This is a genomic window from Halopiger djelfimassiliensis (assembly GCF_000455365.1).
Lineage (GTDB): Archaea > Halobacteriota > Halobacteria > Halobacteriales > Natrialbaceae > Halopiger_B > Halopiger_B djelfimassiliensis.
In genome coordinates this window covers 304,032-318,526 of the sequence record NZ_HG315686.1, presented here as the reverse complement: position 1 = coordinate 318,526, position 14,495 = coordinate 304,032, and the positions used below count along the sequence as shown (strand labels likewise).

The following is a 14,495-nucleotide window of genomic DNA, read 5'->3' as shown; positions in this document are numbered from 1 at the left end:
GAACGACGAAATCGTCTACGACGCCTTGGGTGACCACGTCGCGCCGAAGTTCGTCGAAGCCAAACGCCGGGAGTTCGAGGAGTACCTCGTCGACGTCTCCCAGTGGGAACTCGACCGCTACCTCGAAACCTTCTAACAGTCTCGGGGCGTTCCGAGAGGCGGCGTATCGATCGTTTTGCCGGTGCTATCGTCGGTCGCGTTCTCACGAAGGAACGCAGTGGCTCGAGCGGGAGTTCCCGACCGATGCGTAGAACGGACCGATTATTCGGCGACGACGTACGACTCTCCGGCGTTCTCGACGAGTTCGGCGCTCGTCAGTGTGTTCAACACGCTCAGAATGTCGATCTTTTTCATCGTCAGGACCCGACTCAACTCGTCGACGGTGGCCCCATCGGCGGCCTCGAGATAGATGTAGACGAGTTTGGCCTGCGGTGAGTCGAGCTGTTCGGGTACCGGTTCGAGTCGGCCGCCGGAAAACCGCTCCTGTGATTGCATTGTCAGTAGCATCGATTCCGTTCTTGCATATAAATCTACGCAGCCATAGGGATTATATTGGATTCCGATCCCTAGTATGGAGTTCGTCACCAAAACACATGTACTGTTCCGGCACCTGTCCGCCGGACAGTTGACCAGTTTCGATCCGTAGGGAATCGACGGAGGTTTTAGCCGTGTCGGCTCGATGTCGTAACTGATGACCGACGCCGATCGACCGACCCGGCCGACGGCCGCCGATCCGGAACTCCTCGCAGCGCTCGAAGTACTCGAGGACCGCGACGCCGAAACGCTCCGTACGGTGACACGCTACCTCGGCGAACTCGTCGCGTGGAAGGAGAGACGTGCCGCGCCGGATCGGGCAGGCGAATCGGCCGGCGACGAACGGACCCCGGACGAGTACCCCGCGGACGTTCCGGAGCGGGCGACCGTTTCGGAGACGGTGATCGACGGCACGGAATACAGGTACTACCAGTGGCGCGAGGGCGACGAGATCAGATCGAAAACCGAGCGGCTGTAGCCGTAGCCCGGCGGTTCCGAAGGGCGCATCGCCTGACTACGCCTCGCCGTAGACCGGCACCGCAGCGCCGCTTGTCACCGACGCCCCGTCGCTACAGAGAAACGCCATCACGTCCGCGATGTCGCTCGGGTCGACCCACGAGTCGTGGTCCGCGTCCGGCATGAGTTCCCGGTTCGCCGGCGTGTCGATCACGCTCGGCATCACGCAGTTCGCCCGGACGGTACCGCGATATTCCTCGGCGAGTGTCTCGGTAAGCAGCCGAACCCCCGCTTTCGAGATCCGATACGGGCCGTCGCCCTCGCCGCCCTCGAGCGACGAGCGTGCGCTGACGCTGACGATCGAGCCGTTCGTCTCACGGAGCTGTGACAGGGCGTGCTTCGACGCGAGAAACGCCGTTTTCAGGTTGACGTCAAGCAGGAGTTCGTACTCCTCGAGATCGGTTTCCTCGATGCGGTCGCCGCCGCGCCACGTCCCGGCGATGTTCAGCAAGTGGTCGATCCGGCCGTGATCGTCGTCGATACTCGAGACGAGTTCCGAGACGTCGGCCTCGTCGGTTAGATCGGCCTCGTAGAACTCGAACGCAGGGCCCTCCGCCGAGTCGCCGGCAGGGTCTGACTCGAGGAGGCTGTCTTCGTCGTCGGGTTCGACGACGTCGACGGCGCAGACGGTCGCACCGGCGTTCAGGAAGCGATCGACGACGGCACTGCCGAGCGCGCCGCTTGCGCCCGTGATCACGGCAACGGTTCCGTCGAGATCGACCGTGACGTCTGTCGACGGGGACATGCCTGAACGTGTACTGTCCGGCCTGATCAATGGTGGGGGTGAAACCGGCGCGTCGTTCGTGGGATCGGTGATGCGACGGGCTACGAGGGGATCGGCGGGAGCGCAGCCTGTCGGAACCAAAACTCCACGACCGTTTCGGCTATCGAGGCGAACTCCGCGGGATCGGTCGGCTTCGTCAGGTACGCGTTCGCGGCGAGTTCGTAGCTCTCGAGGACGTCCTCGTAGGCGTTCGAACTCGTCAGCACCAGTACCGGAAGTCGTGACAGCGTCGGGTCCGCCTGGACGGCCTCGAGGAACTCGAAGCCGCTCATTCGGGGCAAGTTGAGATCGAGGAGGACGAGGTCGGGAACCGAGGCCGTATCGTCGGCGTAGCGCCGTGCGAGCAGCTCCAAGGCGTCGTCACCGTCGGTCGAGACCGACAGCGTCACGTCCGTCGAGAGATCGGAAAACGCCTCTCGAGTGAGTCGAATGTCGCCCGGGTTGTCCTCGATGAGCAGGATCTCGACCGGTTCGTCGGGGCGGTTATTCACGGTCGCTCACCTCGTTCGGGACAGCGGTAGTCGGTGGTCGTCCATCGGGCAGTGTACTCATCCCGTTCTAGTCACGGAATCCGTTTAAGAATACTTGCTAAAGGGTTTGGGAGTATGAGGTCGCCGTTTGCGAAGCGATGTCGGCGGTCGATCGAAAACCGCAGGCCGGCGAGAAGCTAAAGCCGCTCGCCGCGGTACTCCGGCTGAATGCGACTGATCGCTCACCGTGGGTTCGCCGCGACGGCACCCGAGAACACGATCGCCGCCGTCCGATCCGCGGCCGATCGAGCCGACGCCGTCGAGTTCGACGTCCGCCGGTGTGGCTCGGGCGAACTCGTCGTCATCCACGACGAAACGATCGACCGCGTCACCGACGGAACGGGCACCGTCGGCGACAGCACGCTCGCGGAACTCGAGCGTCACTCCGTGCTGGACTCCGGCGAACGGATTCCCACGCTCGAGGAGATGCTGGCCGCAGTCCCGGCCGACGTGGAGTGCAACCTCGAACTGAAAGAACTCGGCGTCGCCGCGGATGTCCTCGCAGCGCTCGACGACGTCGACAACAGGGTCGTCACGACGTCCTTTCTCGCACCCGAGCTCCGGGCGATCCGCGACCGCGATCCGGACCAGCCGACGGGGTTGCTGGTCAGCCGCCGCCTCGAGACGCCGGTTACGACGGCGGTCGAACTCGACTGCGACGTCATCGGGGCCAACTACTGGCGCTGTCTGACGACGCCGCTGGTCCCGCGGGCCGCTGCCGTCGATCTCGAGGTCCACGCGTGGTCGATCGAACGGCGATCCACGGCCAAACTACTCGAGCTGCGCGGGGTCGACTGCGTCTCCGGGGACCGACCGATTCGGGTCTGACGCGTGGCCCTCGCGGTCAGTCCGGGCCGTCACCGGGGACGGAGGTCACCGACACGGTCCGCGTTCGCGGGCCGTCACACTCGACCAGCAGGATCGACTGCCACGTCCCAAGCGCCGGCTCGCCGTCCCGGATCGGAACCGCGGCCGACGGTCCGACGAGCGTCGCCCGGAGGTGTGCGTCCGCGTTGTCGTCGATCCGATCGTGGGCGTGACCTTCGTCCGGCACCTGTTCCCGGAGAAACGACTCGAGATCCCCTCGCAACCGCGGTTCGTTTTCCTGAACGACGAGTCCGGCGGTCGTGTGTTCGACGAACGCGGTGCAGGTTCCGGACGCGAGGTCGTCCGGGACGGCGTCGGCAACCCGCTCCGTCACGTCGACGGTCTCGAGCCGCGATTCGGTCTCGACGGAAAACGTCATACGGGGCTGTACGTGCGCCTGACTGGACTGTTTTGCGATCGGCCGTCCAGTATCCGGGTCGAAGTCCGGCTACGAGAGCCGATCGACCGCCCACGCGGCCCGGGTGCGAACGTTGGGGTCCGGGTCCTCGTTCGCCAGGGTCGCCAGCCGCTCCCGCGCCGACCCGACGGTTCCGTGACCGAGCGCGAGACAGGCGTTGGCCCGGACGTGGGCGTGGTCGTCCTCGAGAAGCTCGAGCAACTGTTCGCGTGCGGGATCGACCGCGGCCGCGCTCGAGTCGGCTCCGTCGGCGATCCGTGCGAGCGTCACCGCGGCGGTGGCCCGCGTGTTCGGTTCCTCGTTCTCGAGTGCCGTCGCGAGCCTCGGACACGCGGGGACGACCGCAGATGGGGCCTGAGAAGCGACGTCGCCGAGACAGGCGATCGCCGCGTTCCGCAGCGAGTCATCATCGTGATCGACGAGCGAGACGGTACGATCGACGAAGGCAAGCGACGGAAGCGAGGCGTCGGACCGTGCGAGTCGACCGAGTGCGGCGAGGACGGTGACGCCGTTCGCTTCCGGGTTCGCCGCCAGCGCGTCCGCAAGCACCGGCGCAGCCGGTTCGATCGCACCGGGTGTGACCCTCGAGAGGATCGTCAGCGCCTCGATCCCCCACCGATCGTAGCCGTCGCGTTCGTCGAGGACGTCGGCGATCGTCTCGACGTGTTCGCGAAGAACGCCGGGACGCTCCGTGGCGATCGCGGCGAGACAGCGAAACAGTTCCGGCGTCGCCGCGTGGGTCTCGTGCTCGGCGACGAACGAGACGATCTCGTCGGTCGAGGGTGCGACGTCCGCGGGCGACTGCGCGGCCAGTTCCGCGAGGCAGTAGGCGACCTCGTCGTGGACGTCGATCGCCGGCCGCTCGAGTAGCGACCGGAGTTTCGGAACGGTCGGCATACAGACCGACGGATCGTCGTCGATGGCGTTACGGATCGTCCGTACGGCCTCCCGTTGAGCGGTCGGATCGCGGTCGTCCAGTCGGGCGAGAACCGATGGTAACTCGAGCGCGGCGGATTCGCGGGGTTGCTCGAGCGCTTCGGCCCCGTCCCCATCCCTATTCATGTATCCACGTTATCTTCGATAACGGGTAAAAGCCTTGCGAGAGTGACCGTCACCGGAGAACGAACGTTCAGGCGAGCCAATCGTCGGGCTTCGTGTCGTAATCGACGTCGTCGGCCGCGAGATGTTCGACCTCCTCCCAGGGGACGTCCTCGACGGTCACCTCGTCGCCGTCGTACCGGAGCAACTTCCCGCGCTCTTCGGGTTCCGGCTCCCGGTTGCGACGCTTCGCCACTTCGATGTCGTGTTCGTCGATCTCCTTGACGATCGTCAGCAGGTTCACCGGCCGCCCCCACAGTTCGAAGATCCGCTTTAGCGTCTCCCGGGCCTGCCCGAGATCGAGCATGACGCCGTTGTACTGGTGGCCCAACAGGAGTTCGTTGGCGTTGTTGTAGTTGCCGTCGTAGACCGCGATCGTCGGTTTCCCGAAGTTGGTAAACTGCAGGAGGAGCTTCTTTTTGACGTCTTCCGCGGCGTCGCTGGCGACGTGGAACTGACCGGTCGCCTGGGAGTGTTCGTAGGTGAAGTAGTTGTTCTCGGTGATGAACTCCTCGGTGAGGAACTCATCGAGGAAGGTCACGTCGTTGTGGCTCTCCCGAACGTCGAACATCCGGTCCCAGCCCGCGGCGAAATCGACGTCCGCGAGCGCTTCGTCGACGCTCCCGTAGCGGGCGTCGTCGAAGAGATAGCGCCCGATCTGTTCCAGATCGTTCTGGCTCACCCGGGAGAGAAAGCCACGATGCTGGCGTTTGACCAGCGAGTAGTGTCGTCTGGCCAGCCCCTCGTAGCTCAACACCTTCCAGGGGTATCGTTCGACGTCGATCTCGCCGTCGCGGGCACGCTCGAGGGCCGCACGATCGATCCACTCGTCAGGGACCTCCTCGAGCGAGTCGAGCGCCCCCGGCGTAATCGTGGCGACCGCATCCGGGGGTTCAAGCGCCGCAAGCACCTCGTCGAAGTCGACGACGTCGGTGAGGTTGCGCCAGGTGATCCCTTCCACGCGGAGCAGCCGCTCCAGCACCTCGCGGCGGTTCGTCCGGTTCTCGACGTACTCCCACAGTTCCATTCCGAGGCTGTAGGGGTTGAGCCCGCCGGAGGCGAGCACTTTCGCCATGTGGTCGGCGTAGTTGAGGAACTCGTCGTCGCCGGCGAAGGCCTCGTCGGTCATCATCGTCGACTCCCAGTAAGCGGCCCACCCCTCGTTCATCACCTTCGTCATCTTCTGGGCGGCGAAGTAGTACGCCTCCGCCCGCATCATATCGAGCACGTCGCGTTGCCACTCCGTCATCTCGACGGCGCGTTCCGCCTCGTCGTCGTACTGCTTGCCGTGTTCGCGGACGAACGCCAGCACGTCCTTCTGGGGCTCCTCGGGGAAGGTCACGGCTCCGTCCTCGCCCTCGAGTTTCTCGACCCACTCGTCGTCGAAGACTTCGCCCTTGATCTCGTCGGAGAGTTCGAGTTCGTCCAGTTTCGCGGCCAGATCCTCGTCGATCTCGTCGACGGGGCCGTCGACGTCGAGACGGCGTTTGAACACCTGATGCTGGTCGATGTTGTCCTCGAGCGAGAGGCAGTGATCGATCCACTTCTCGACCTCGGCGCGGTCGATCTCGGGATCGGACATGTAGTCGTCGATCGCCCGCGCGTGACGCTCTAGCATCGCGGCGGCGTTGACCTGTTCCTCGTCGGCCCGGCCGTCGGTAAACAGGCCGAACCACTCGTTGTTCGCGAAGAAGTCCGAGTGGGCCTCGACGTGGGTGATGACCGCCTTCTGATCGGCGATCGTATTCGACTCCTGCAGAAACGCGTGGGCCGGATTGTCGTTGTTGACGATCTCGAAGGCCTTCCCGCCGCCGTACTGGCCCTGTTTGCGTTGTTTGTCGTACTGCATGCCCCACCGCCAGTGGGGGTACCGCGACTGGAACCCGCCGTAGGCGATGAGTTCGTTCATCTCGTCGTAGTCGATGATCCAGTACTTCACCGGGTAGGGCTCGAGACCGAGCGTTTCGGCCAAATTGCGGGCCTCTTCGACCGGTTCCTCGAGATCGCCCGCGATCGCCTGTTTGCGGAAGCGGTCCGCGTTGGAGTTGCGTTTACTCATCTGCATCACTCTCCGTCGAGAGAATCTCGTAGATCGCGTCGGTCACGTCTTCCTTGTCGTTGACGTAGGCCACCGCGACGTCGTCGGCATCGGTACCGAAGTGACGCTCGAGTTCCTCGGCGTGGGTGGCGTTGATGGCGTTGCCGCTCGGCTGGGTTTCGACGTACGCATGAAGGTTCGCCGGAATCTCCTCCATCATCGGGACGACCCGCTCTTCGGTGTCGTTCGAGGAGTTCTCGGAGTCGCCGGCCGCGAAGACGTAGCGGTTCCAGTCGCTCCAGGGGTACTCCTCGAGCAACTCGGCGGCGAGTTCGTACGCGCTCGAGATTTTAGTGCCGCCGCCCGAGCGGATGCCGAAGAACTCGTCGCGCTCGACCTCCCAGGCGTCGGCGTCGTGGGCGATGTAGACGAACTCGGCGTTGTCGTACTTGCCCTGGAGATACCAGTCAAGCGGCGTGAACGTCCGCTCGACGAGTTCGCGTTTCTTCTCGCGCATCGAGCCGGAGACGTCGCGGATGTTGACGACGACGACGTTTTTCTCCTTTTCCTCGATGATTTCGGGATAGCGGTATCGCTCGTCCTCGCGGCGGAAGGGGACGTGTTTGATCCCCTCGCGGCGGATCTTCTGCTGGACCGACTCGCGTTCGACGTTTTCCTCGACCGCCTCGATGGAGGCCCACGTCCCGCGTTCCGCTTCCGGAATGTCGGCGTATGCCTCCTCGATCCAGGCCATCGAGACGGGGAGGTTCTCGCCGCGGGCCCACTCGAAGACCTCCCGCGGCTCGATGCCCTCGACCTTGCACAACTCGCGCAGGAAGTCCTCGTCGAAATCCATCGCGAGCTTTCGCTTGAGGCCTTCCTTGAACATCCGCTCGAAATCGAGGGTGCTGTCCGGCCCCGTTCGAGTCATGTCGGTGAACGGACCCTCTTTCTCCTCGATGACCTTCTTGCCCTTCGGGTCGAGGTCAAGACCGAGTTCCTCGTCGAGTTCCGCGGCGAACTCCTCGGGATCCATCTCGTAGTAGTCGTGTTCGCCCCCTTCCTCGCCGGGTTCGTCGCCGTCGCCGTCGTCGCCCGGCTGTGGCTGGGGTTGGCCGACCGGCTGGCCGACGTCGGGCGTGCCGCCGTCGCCCTGTCCCACTCCGCCCTGATCCCGCTGGTCGTACTCGAACTCCGGCAGCGAGATGATCTTGACCGGAATGTTGATCTCGCCCGGCTTGCTCCGGCCGAGGTCGCCGTACTGGATGAAGTCGGCGAGGTCCTCACGGCGTTGCTCGCCGACCTCACGGAATCGTTCGAGGTCGTCTCTCAGTCCCATCTGTAAGACACCTGTCCCATGACGTGTCTGCTGGTTAGCTCGGCCGACGCCTCCGAGTAATCGAAGAGGTCGACCATCGTTTCGATCGTACTCTCCTTGACAGCGGCCGTCTCGGTGCCGCTCGGTGGATCGTCCCACTGGCGCGGATCGAAGTCCTCGAAGGTCCGCTGGACGTCGTCCCAGTCGTGGCTCTCGAGGACGGTCTTGATAACCGGAATCGCGGTGAGATCGACGTCTTCGACGGCGAAGTCCTCGTCGCGGTGCTCCCAGGCGTGGCGGTTCAGCGACGTGATGACCTTCTCGCGCCGGAAGTTCCGGACCCGCTCTCTGGGGAGGTTGCCCTCGTAATCCTCTTCGGTGAACCGGCCCAGGTGTTCGATCTCGAACAGTTTCATCTTCAGCGGATCGGGTTCGACGCGCTCGCCGCGGTCGTTGTACAGCGGCTCGTCGGTCTCCCAGGCGTAGACGTGTTCGACGTACTCGGCGACGGTCTCCTCGTCGACGCGTTTGTCGTGCATGATCGCCTCGATGACGTCGGACTCCTGTCGATCGAAGATGTAGTTTTTCACCGACACGACCCGGTTCTCGAACTCCGATCGCTCGCCCGTCGAGAAGACGGGTGCCGCCGCGAGTCCCTCGGCCATCGTGTTCAGCACGTCCCGCGGCATGACGACGTCCTCGACGGGGAGGTCGTGGTGGTGGCGCTCGCGGTCCGTCTGGAGCAGTTCGGCCAGCGTATCCCGGGTGTAGGTGACCGGAATCCCGTGGCCGCCGTCGTCGCCGTCGCCGTTGAAATCGAACTCGTCTTTCTCCCGCCGGGTGTCCCCCTCCTGAAGGAACCCCTGATCGAAGATCAACGCCTTGTCGACCAGATCCAGCCCGTTCGGCAGATCGGTTTCGTCGAGCCTCGTGACGACCGCATACAGCGCGGCCGCCTCGATCGCATGCGGCGCGAACTCCTGGGTTCGCGTCCGCCCGTCCTGGCCTTTGACCGTCACCGTCACCGGCTCCCGGATCCGATCCTCGAGTTCGTCGTAGCTTTCGGCCTCCCAGACCGCCGTCTCGTTGGTCAACTCGCGGCGGATCAGTTCGGCCTCGAGCGAGAGGTTCGTCAGGTAGCCAAAGCGGTGTTTGTCGAGCCGGCGTTTGAGCGCCTTCAGCGGGTCCATACCGTTCCGGTCGGCGTGTTGATTGAGTTGGGCTTCCAGATCGGGGTTGGAGATAATCAGCATCTGGGTGTCGACGTCCATCCCGATTCCCTTGTCGAGTTTCACCGACTGTTCGTCGGGGACGTTCAACAGCTTCTGCAAGAGGTCGGCGTGTTGGGCCGCGTCCTCGACGACGGTGAGGACGCCGTTGCCCTGCGAGAGGACGCCGTCGTAGCTAAACGCTTGCGGGTTCTTTCGCCCGCGTGAATCCAGTTCCTGAAGCATCCCGTGCATCCACGACCCGACGAGTCGTTCCTTGGGTCGGCCCTCGTCCTCCGAGTGGAGGACGCCGACGCCCTGACCGACGTCTACGACGTAGTTTTTCACCCGGAGGTGGGTCTCGTCGGTGATCGCCGAGAACAGGTCCGCCTCGCCCTCGCGGCGGTAGCGCTCTTCGAGGAACTCGTACGCTTCCCGCGAGAACGGGTCGAGTTCCGCCTCGACCCGGACGGGAACGTGATCCTCGAGTTCGTCGTTGAGATCCGCCAGGAGCCGCTCGCGGACCGGGTCGGGAAACACCGAGAGCGGGTGGGACTGGACGGGACTTTCGTACCAGTTCTGTTCGTCCGTCGCCGTCGGATCGCCGCCGTAGCTCAACCCGCGGTCGCCGGCCTCGGCGGTCGTGACGTTCCACTCGACCGTATATCGGCGACCCTCGGGCGTCTTCGAGTACTCCCGGAGACCGTTGACCAGACACCGCTTGAGCTCGGATTTGCCGGTCGCCGTCGGCCCCTCGAACCAGATGATCTTCTCGTCTTTCGCCCGGCCCGCGGCGATCGACCGCAGATCGTCGACGAACCCGTTCAGGACCTCGGTGTTGCCGAGGATCGCGTGTTCGCCGTCGTTGTACGGGTCATCGAAAAAGCGGTACCGCTCTTTCTCCTCGCCTTCCTCGACCACGGTCCGGGTCCCGGCGGCTTCGATCGCCTCGAGCAGGTACTTCGATGCGTGGGAGGCGATCGTCGGGTTCTCGAAGATCCGATCGACGTACGCCGCGAGGCTCATCGGTTCCTCGTACGTCTCCTCGAGGGCGCGATCGGCCTCGGTGACGTAGTCGTTGCCGTTCATGTTAGTCTTCCATCTCGGCTTTGGCGACCTCCGCGCCGGCGAACTCGAGGACCTCCTTGGCTCCCGATTCGGAGTAGCCCTGCTCGATCAGCGCGTCGATCCACGCCGAGCGTTCGTCGTCGTCGAACTCGTTTGCGCTGACCAGTGCGGAGAAGTTGATGTTGTGTTTCTTGTCCTCCCAGAGTTTGCGCTCCAGAGCGCGGCGCAGGCGCTCGTTGTCCTGCGGGTTGAACGCCTCGCCTTCCCGGGCACGACGGGAGACCCAGTTCGACACCTCCTGACGGAAGTCCTCCTTGCGGTCCTCGGGAATGGCGAGTTTCTCCTCGACCGAGCGCAGGAACGTCTCGTCGGGTTCCTGTTCCCGTCCCGTGAGGTCGTCCTCGATGGTGTCGTCGTCGATGTAGGCCATGACGTGGTCCATGTACTTCTCGCCCTGACGCTGGATCTCGTCGATGTCGTAGGCCAGCGCGTGCCGGACGTCCTCGATAGCGCGTTCGCGGTACTCCTCGCGGACCGTCTCGAGATAGCGGTAGTACTCCTCGAAGTTCTCCTCGGGGATCGAGCCGTGGTGTTCGAGGTTCTCCTCGAAGAAGTTGAACACCGTAAGCGGCGAGAGGAAGCCGCGCTGGCGGTGTTTCGAGTCCATGATCGCCTCAGCGATCTCGTCGCCGATGAACCGCGGCGAGACGCCGACCATTCCCTCGCCGATCTCGGCTTTCCCTTCGGCCTCCTCGCGGAGCTTTTTGACGTCGATGTCGTCGCCTTCGTCGATCTCGCCGTTGTACGCCTTGGCCTTCGAGAGGAGGTCGACCGTCTCGGTGTCGGGCTCTTCGATGCGGGTCAACACGCCGAAAAGCCCCGCCATCTCCAGGGTGTGTGGCTCGACGTTGATATCCGGCACGTCGGCGTTGTTGAGCATCTTCTCGTAGATCTGGGCTTCGTCCTCGTAGCTCAACACGTACGGGAAGTCGATCCGCTTGGTGCGGTCGTTGAACGCCTCCATCTTCTCGTCGCCCTTCTTGTCCTTGTACTCGGGCATGTTCGTCCGTCCGACGATCACCTGGTCGATGTCGATACGGGGGTTGTTCTTGGGTTTGATCGTCTGCTCTTGGGTCGCGTGCAGGAAGTCATAGAGGAATTCACGCTGGAGTTTCAGGAGCTCTTCCCCGGAGAAGATCCCACGGTTGGCGTTACAGAACGCTCCCGAGTAGTCGAACGCGCGGGGGTCGGACTCGCCGTAGATAGCGATTTTCGAGTAGTTGACGTCGCCGGTGAGTTCGGTTTCGTCCTGGTTTTTCTTGTCCTTGGGCTCGAAGGTCTCCAGCCCCTGGCGCTTGTTCTCGTCGGCGACGAACCGGACGATCTCGATGTGGTTCTCGAGGACTTGCTGGAGATCGTCCTCGTAGTAGGCCAACAGCCTGTCCATGTAGAACTCGCTTTCGGGGTCCAGCGCCTGTTCGTTCTGGATGGTGTACGGCGCATCGAGGTTCTCGTTCAAATCATCGATCACGCGCTGGCGCTGCTCCAGCGGGAGCAAGACCAGCGGGTCCTGGTTCATCGGTGATCGAACGGTATCGTCCGCGGGGTCCTGATCCTGAATGACGTCACAGAGGTTGGTCCACCGGAACGTGTACATCCGTCCGTCTTCGCGGAGGGTGTAGTCCTCGAAGTACCTGCGAACCTGTTTGTCGAAGTGGGACTTCCCGGAGCCGACCGGCCCGAGCAGGAGTTTGATACGCCGTTCGGGTCCGAGCCGTCTGGCACCCGATTTCACCTTGTTCACGAACTCGTGGATCGACTGGTGGATCACCTTCCCGTAGAAGGTGTTTTCGCCGTCGTTCAGCGGATCCTCGCTCGCGAGGCGGTACTCGACCATGCCTTCGGTCTCGTCGTAGGTAGTGCCGTAGTAATCGAACATATCCGCGACCCGCTGGTGGGCGTTGCGGGCGATCTTCGGCTCCTCGTACACCTCCTCTAGGTACCAGTCGAAGGGTTTGGTTTCCCGCAGATCCGCGGGCATCGATTCCTTGTAATCCGTACTGAGTTCCTCGAGCGTCTCGATGTCACCGGTCATAGTATCATTGCCAGTTGTGGTCTCCCCGTCGGTCGTCCTCCGTGATCGCGTGGGGGTGGTGTGGACGTCGGTCGACCAGCGCTGTCGTCTCGTGGCCGAACCGTTCGGCGAACTGCGTCGTCACGGCGCACACGCATCGTGCTCGGCGGTCCTCGAGAGGCGGGCTCTCGCGGAACGTGCGAGCCCCCACGGGCGGCGATATTTCGTGCCATGTGTGAGCGATCACCACTCCTCGACGTGCGAGAATCGTATCGACGATCTCGCGTGACGGTGCGCCGGGGACGGGCGCAGAGTGGATCGGTTCGGCGAACGGATACCGATAGTATTTAATGAGTGAGTAATCCAGCCACTTAACCTTAGCCCCAAAAAATATTTACCAGCAATTAATTCCGGGTAAGATCTGCCAGTATCGTATATTGTCACGTGGTATCATGGCACGTTTTTGAAGTTCAATTCCATAAATCCCCGGCCTGCATTGCCGTGGGTCCGTCGCGCGCGCTCGTTACCGGGCACTGAACAGTCTTCCGAGAGAGACGATATCGGCAGTCGAGACACCCTCACCGCCATCGATCGAACGTCGATCCGCAACGACGGGGCTTTAGGAACGCCACTCGTAGCCGCCGACATGACCGGCTTCGCGGACCTTCCCGACGCCTGGGACGTCTGGTCCGAGGGCGAGGACGGCCGCCTCGTTCTCGCGTATCGGCCGGACGTCTTCAACGCCGCCGAGTTTCCCGCGCCCTGCCTCCCGACGCTGTACCTGACTCACGGGCGTCGGACCCGACGACCGGGGCACAACCCGACCGACACGACCGCGGCCGACGACTGGTTCGTCACCCTCTATCTCGAACCCGAGATCACCCTCGAGGGGGGGCACCGATTTTCGACGCGTGAGCAGGCCCTCGAGTACGCCCGCGATCTCGCCGCCCGGTTCGACGCCGGCGAGATCGATTATCGGGCGCTGTATCAGGTCCCCCGACAGACGTATTTCGAGCGACTGGACGAGTTGACGGGCCGCAAAAGCGAGACCGAAGCCGACAACTGAACGGGTGGGCCGGCCGTACGTGAGGCTTAACCGCGCGTGGCAACTACTCGTGGCCATGTCGACCGTTACGCTCGTCGGAACCCGTCTGGCCGAGCCGGGAACCGAGTTCGTCTATGAGGGGGAAGCCGACGGCTGTGCCGGCTGTCCCTATCGCAGCCAGTGTCTCAACCTCTCGCCCGGCACCAAGTACCGCGTCACGTCGGTCCGCGAGAACGCACAGACCCTCGAGTGTGCGATGCACGACGGCGGCGTTCGCGCCGTCGAGGTCGAACCCGCTCCCGTGCGCGCGAACATCACGTCGAAGGGAGCCTTCGCCGGCAGCAAGACGAGCCTTCCCGGTCCCTGTCCGTACGTCGAGTGTCCGAGCCACGAGTTCTGCGAACCCGACGGGGTCGAGTTCGACGAGGAGTACCGCATCGACGAAATCGTCGGCGAACCACCACACGAGGTCTGTCACCTCGACCGGTCGCTCGAGTTGGTCGAACTCGATACGGAACGCTGACGAACGCGGGTTCGAAACGATGTGAACAGCCGTTCCCGTCACGTGGCAAAAATCGAGACTCGAGCGGGCGACGGCGGGGACGGGCTGGAAACCCCGATACCGTCACGACCGGAATCGATCCCGGCGGGCGGTCGGCCCGCTCCGGTCGTGACTCGCGGTCCAGCGCATCGGTCCGGATCGGTCGCCGCCACGACGCAGCCGCTCGAGCGAGCGCGGCGAGATGCGACCTCGCGGGAATCCCCCATCGACCCCCGCGCCGCTCTCGAGCGAACCGATTCGCCGCAGACGTGGCTCCGCGACGAACGCGGTCCAAAAACCCATCTCGGACGCGTCGCTCTCCGTATCGAGCGAACTGAATGTCGTGCGAGACGTTTATGTCTCGGGAGCGGATACGCTATCATGGCTTCAGACCTTTCCGGGTTGGAAGCCGCGTCTCGGGTGGGCCATCACCCGGGGCATTTCAGCGCATGCCCC

14 protein-coding genes are annotated in these 14,495 nt (G+C 63.7%); 4 read left to right on the top strand and 10 right to left on the bottom strand.

Annotated elements, in window-relative coordinates:
* Positions 1-261 precede the first annotated feature (261 nt).
* On the bottom strand, positions 262-495 hold the full coding sequence (locus TX80_RS12680; protein WP_049923495.1) for a hypothetical protein: 234 nt from the start codon (positions 493-495) through the stop codon (positions 262-264).
* 196 nt (positions 496-691) lie between these two features.
* Between TX80_RS12680 and TX80_RS12675 the strand changes: the two genes are divergently transcribed.
* Positions 692-1,012: a hypothetical protein gene (locus tag TX80_RS12675; RefSeq protein ID WP_049923494.1), complete on the top strand. Its 321-nt coding sequence runs from the start codon at positions 692-694 to the stop codon at positions 1,010-1,012.
* A 36-nt stretch (positions 1,013-1,048) separates the two neighbouring features.
* Here TX80_RS12675 and TX80_RS12670 read toward each other — a convergent pair whose 3' ends face one another.
* A complete protein-coding gene (locus TX80_RS12670) occupies positions 1,049-1,795 on the bottom strand; it encodes an SDR family oxidoreductase (protein ID WP_049923493.1) in 747 nt (248 codons plus the stop codon).
* 80 nt (positions 1,796-1,875) lie between these two features.
* On the bottom strand, positions 1,876-2,325 hold the full coding sequence (locus TX80_RS12665) for a response regulator (RefSeq protein ID WP_049923492.1): 450 nt from the start codon (positions 2,323-2,325) through the stop codon (positions 1,876-1,878).
* Positions 2,326-2,532: 207 nt separating this feature from the next.
* Between TX80_RS12665 and TX80_RS12660 the strand changes: the two genes are divergently transcribed.
* The gene (locus TX80_RS12660) at positions 2,533-3,192 is read left to right on the top strand and encodes a glycerophosphodiester phosphodiesterase (RefSeq protein WP_049923491.1); all 660 of its coding nucleotides are present in this window, start codon (positions 2,533-2,535) and stop codon (positions 3,190-3,192) included.
* Between the two features lie 16 nt (positions 3,193-3,208).
* Here the strand turns inward: TX80_RS12660 and TX80_RS12655 are convergent, their stop codons facing one another.
* From TX80_RS12655 to TX80_RS19780, 7 genes are all read right to left on the bottom strand, one after another.
* Positions 3,209-3,610 carry a secondary thiamine-phosphate synthase enzyme YjbQ gene (locus TX80_RS12655; protein ID WP_049923490.1) on the bottom strand — a complete coding sequence of 134 codons (402 nt, stop codon included), beginning with the start codon at positions 3,608-3,610 and terminating at the stop codon, positions 3,209-3,211.
* 69 nt (positions 3,611-3,679) lie between these two features.
* Entirely contained in the window at positions 3,680-4,711 is a 1,032-nt protein-coding gene (locus TX80_RS12650) for a HEAT repeat domain-containing protein (RefSeq protein WP_049923489.1), read from the bottom strand.
* A 67-nt stretch (positions 4,712-4,778) separates the two neighbouring features.
* Complete coding sequence (locus tag TX80_RS12645; RefSeq protein ID WP_049924073.1) at positions 4,779-6,806, bottom strand: SpoVR family protein; 2,028 nt, start codon at positions 6,804-6,806, stop codon at positions 4,779-4,781.
* Positions 6,799-8,124, bottom strand: coding sequence for a YeaH/YhbH family protein (locus TX80_RS12640; RefSeq protein WP_049923488.1), 1,326 nt, complete (start codon positions 8,122-8,124; stop codon positions 6,799-6,801). Before TX80_RS12640 ends, TX80_RS12645 begins: the two co-directional genes overlap by 8 nt.
* Positions 8,115-10,400 carry a PrkA family serine protein kinase gene (locus TX80_RS12635; protein WP_049923487.1) on the bottom strand — a complete coding sequence of 762 codons (2,286 nt, stop codon included), beginning with the start codon at positions 10,398-10,400 and terminating at the stop codon, positions 8,115-8,117. Before TX80_RS12635 ends, TX80_RS12640 begins: the two co-directional genes overlap by 10 nt.
* 1 nt (position 10,401) lies before the next feature.
* Entirely contained in the window at positions 10,402-12,474 is a 2,073-nt protein-coding gene (locus TX80_RS12630; protein ID WP_049923486.1) for a PrkA family serine protein kinase, read from the bottom strand.
* Between the two features lie 4 nt (positions 12,475-12,478).
* Positions 12,479-12,598 carry a PhoX family protein gene (locus TX80_RS19780; protein WP_230198731.1) on the bottom strand — a complete coding sequence of 40 codons (120 nt, stop codon included), beginning with the start codon at positions 12,596-12,598 and terminating at the stop codon, positions 12,479-12,481.
* A gap of 501 nt (positions 12,599-13,099) precedes the next feature.
* Here TX80_RS19780 and TX80_RS12625 point away from each other — a divergent pair.
* Both TX80_RS12625 and TX80_RS12620 read left to right on the top strand, forming a co-directional pair.
* Positions 13,100-13,519, top strand: coding sequence for a DUF5820 family protein (locus tag TX80_RS12625; RefSeq protein ID WP_049923485.1), 420 nt, complete (start codon positions 13,100-13,102; stop codon positions 13,517-13,519).
* A 55-nt stretch (positions 13,520-13,574) separates the two neighbouring features.
* Positions 13,575-14,021, top strand: a complete 447-nt coding sequence (locus TX80_RS12620) for a UPF0179 family protein (protein ID WP_049923484.1) — start codon at positions 13,575-13,577, stop codon at positions 14,019-14,021.
* Positions 14,022-14,495 lie beyond the last annotated feature (474 nt).

Excerpts from the sequence above, each read along its gene's own strand:
- TX80_RS12630 (WP_049923486.1), bottom strand. The coding sequence starts at position 12,474 with ATGACCGGTGACATCGAGACGCTCGAGGAACTCAGTACGGATTACAAG.
- TX80_RS12650 (WP_049923489.1), bottom strand. The coding sequence starts at position 4,711 with ATGAATAGGGATGGGGACGGGGCCGAAGCGCTCGAGCAACCCCGCGAA.
- TX80_RS12635 (WP_049923487.1), bottom strand. The coding sequence starts at position 10,400 with ATGAACGGCAACGACTACGTCACCGAGGCCGATCGCGCCCTCGAGGAG.
- TX80_RS12645 (WP_049924073.1), bottom strand. The coding sequence starts at position 6,806 with ATGAGTAAACGCAACTCCAACGCGGACCGCTTCCGCAAACAGGCGATC.
- TX80_RS12680 (WP_049923495.1), bottom strand. The coding sequence starts at position 495 with ATGCAATCACAGGAGCGGTTTTCCGGCGGCCGACTCGAACCGGTACCC.
- TX80_RS12620 (WP_049923484.1), top strand. The coding sequence starts at position 13,575 with ATGTCGACCGTTACGCTCGTCGGAACCCGTCTGGCCGAGCCGGGAACC.
- TX80_RS12660 (WP_049923491.1), top strand. The coding sequence starts at position 2,533 with ATGCGACTGATCGCTCACCGTGGGTTCGCCGCGACGGCACCCGAGAAC.
- TX80_RS12655 (WP_049923490.1), bottom strand. The coding sequence starts at position 3,610 with ATGACGTTTTCCGTCGAGACCGAATCGCGGCTCGAGACCGTCGACGTG.
- TX80_RS12640 (WP_049923488.1), bottom strand. The coding sequence starts at position 8,124 with ATGGGACTGAGAGACGACCTCGAACGATTCCGTGAGGTCGGCGAGCAA.
- TX80_RS12675 (WP_049923494.1), top strand. The coding sequence starts at position 692 with ATGACCGACGCCGATCGACCGACCCGGCCGACGGCCGCCGATCCGGAA.
- TX80_RS12625 (WP_049923485.1), top strand. The coding sequence starts at position 13,100 with ATGACCGGCTTCGCGGACCTTCCCGACGCCTGGGACGTCTGGTCCGAG.
- TX80_RS12670 (WP_049923493.1), bottom strand. The coding sequence starts at position 1,795 with ATGTCCCCGTCGACAGACGTCACGGTCGATCTCGACGGAACCGTTGCC.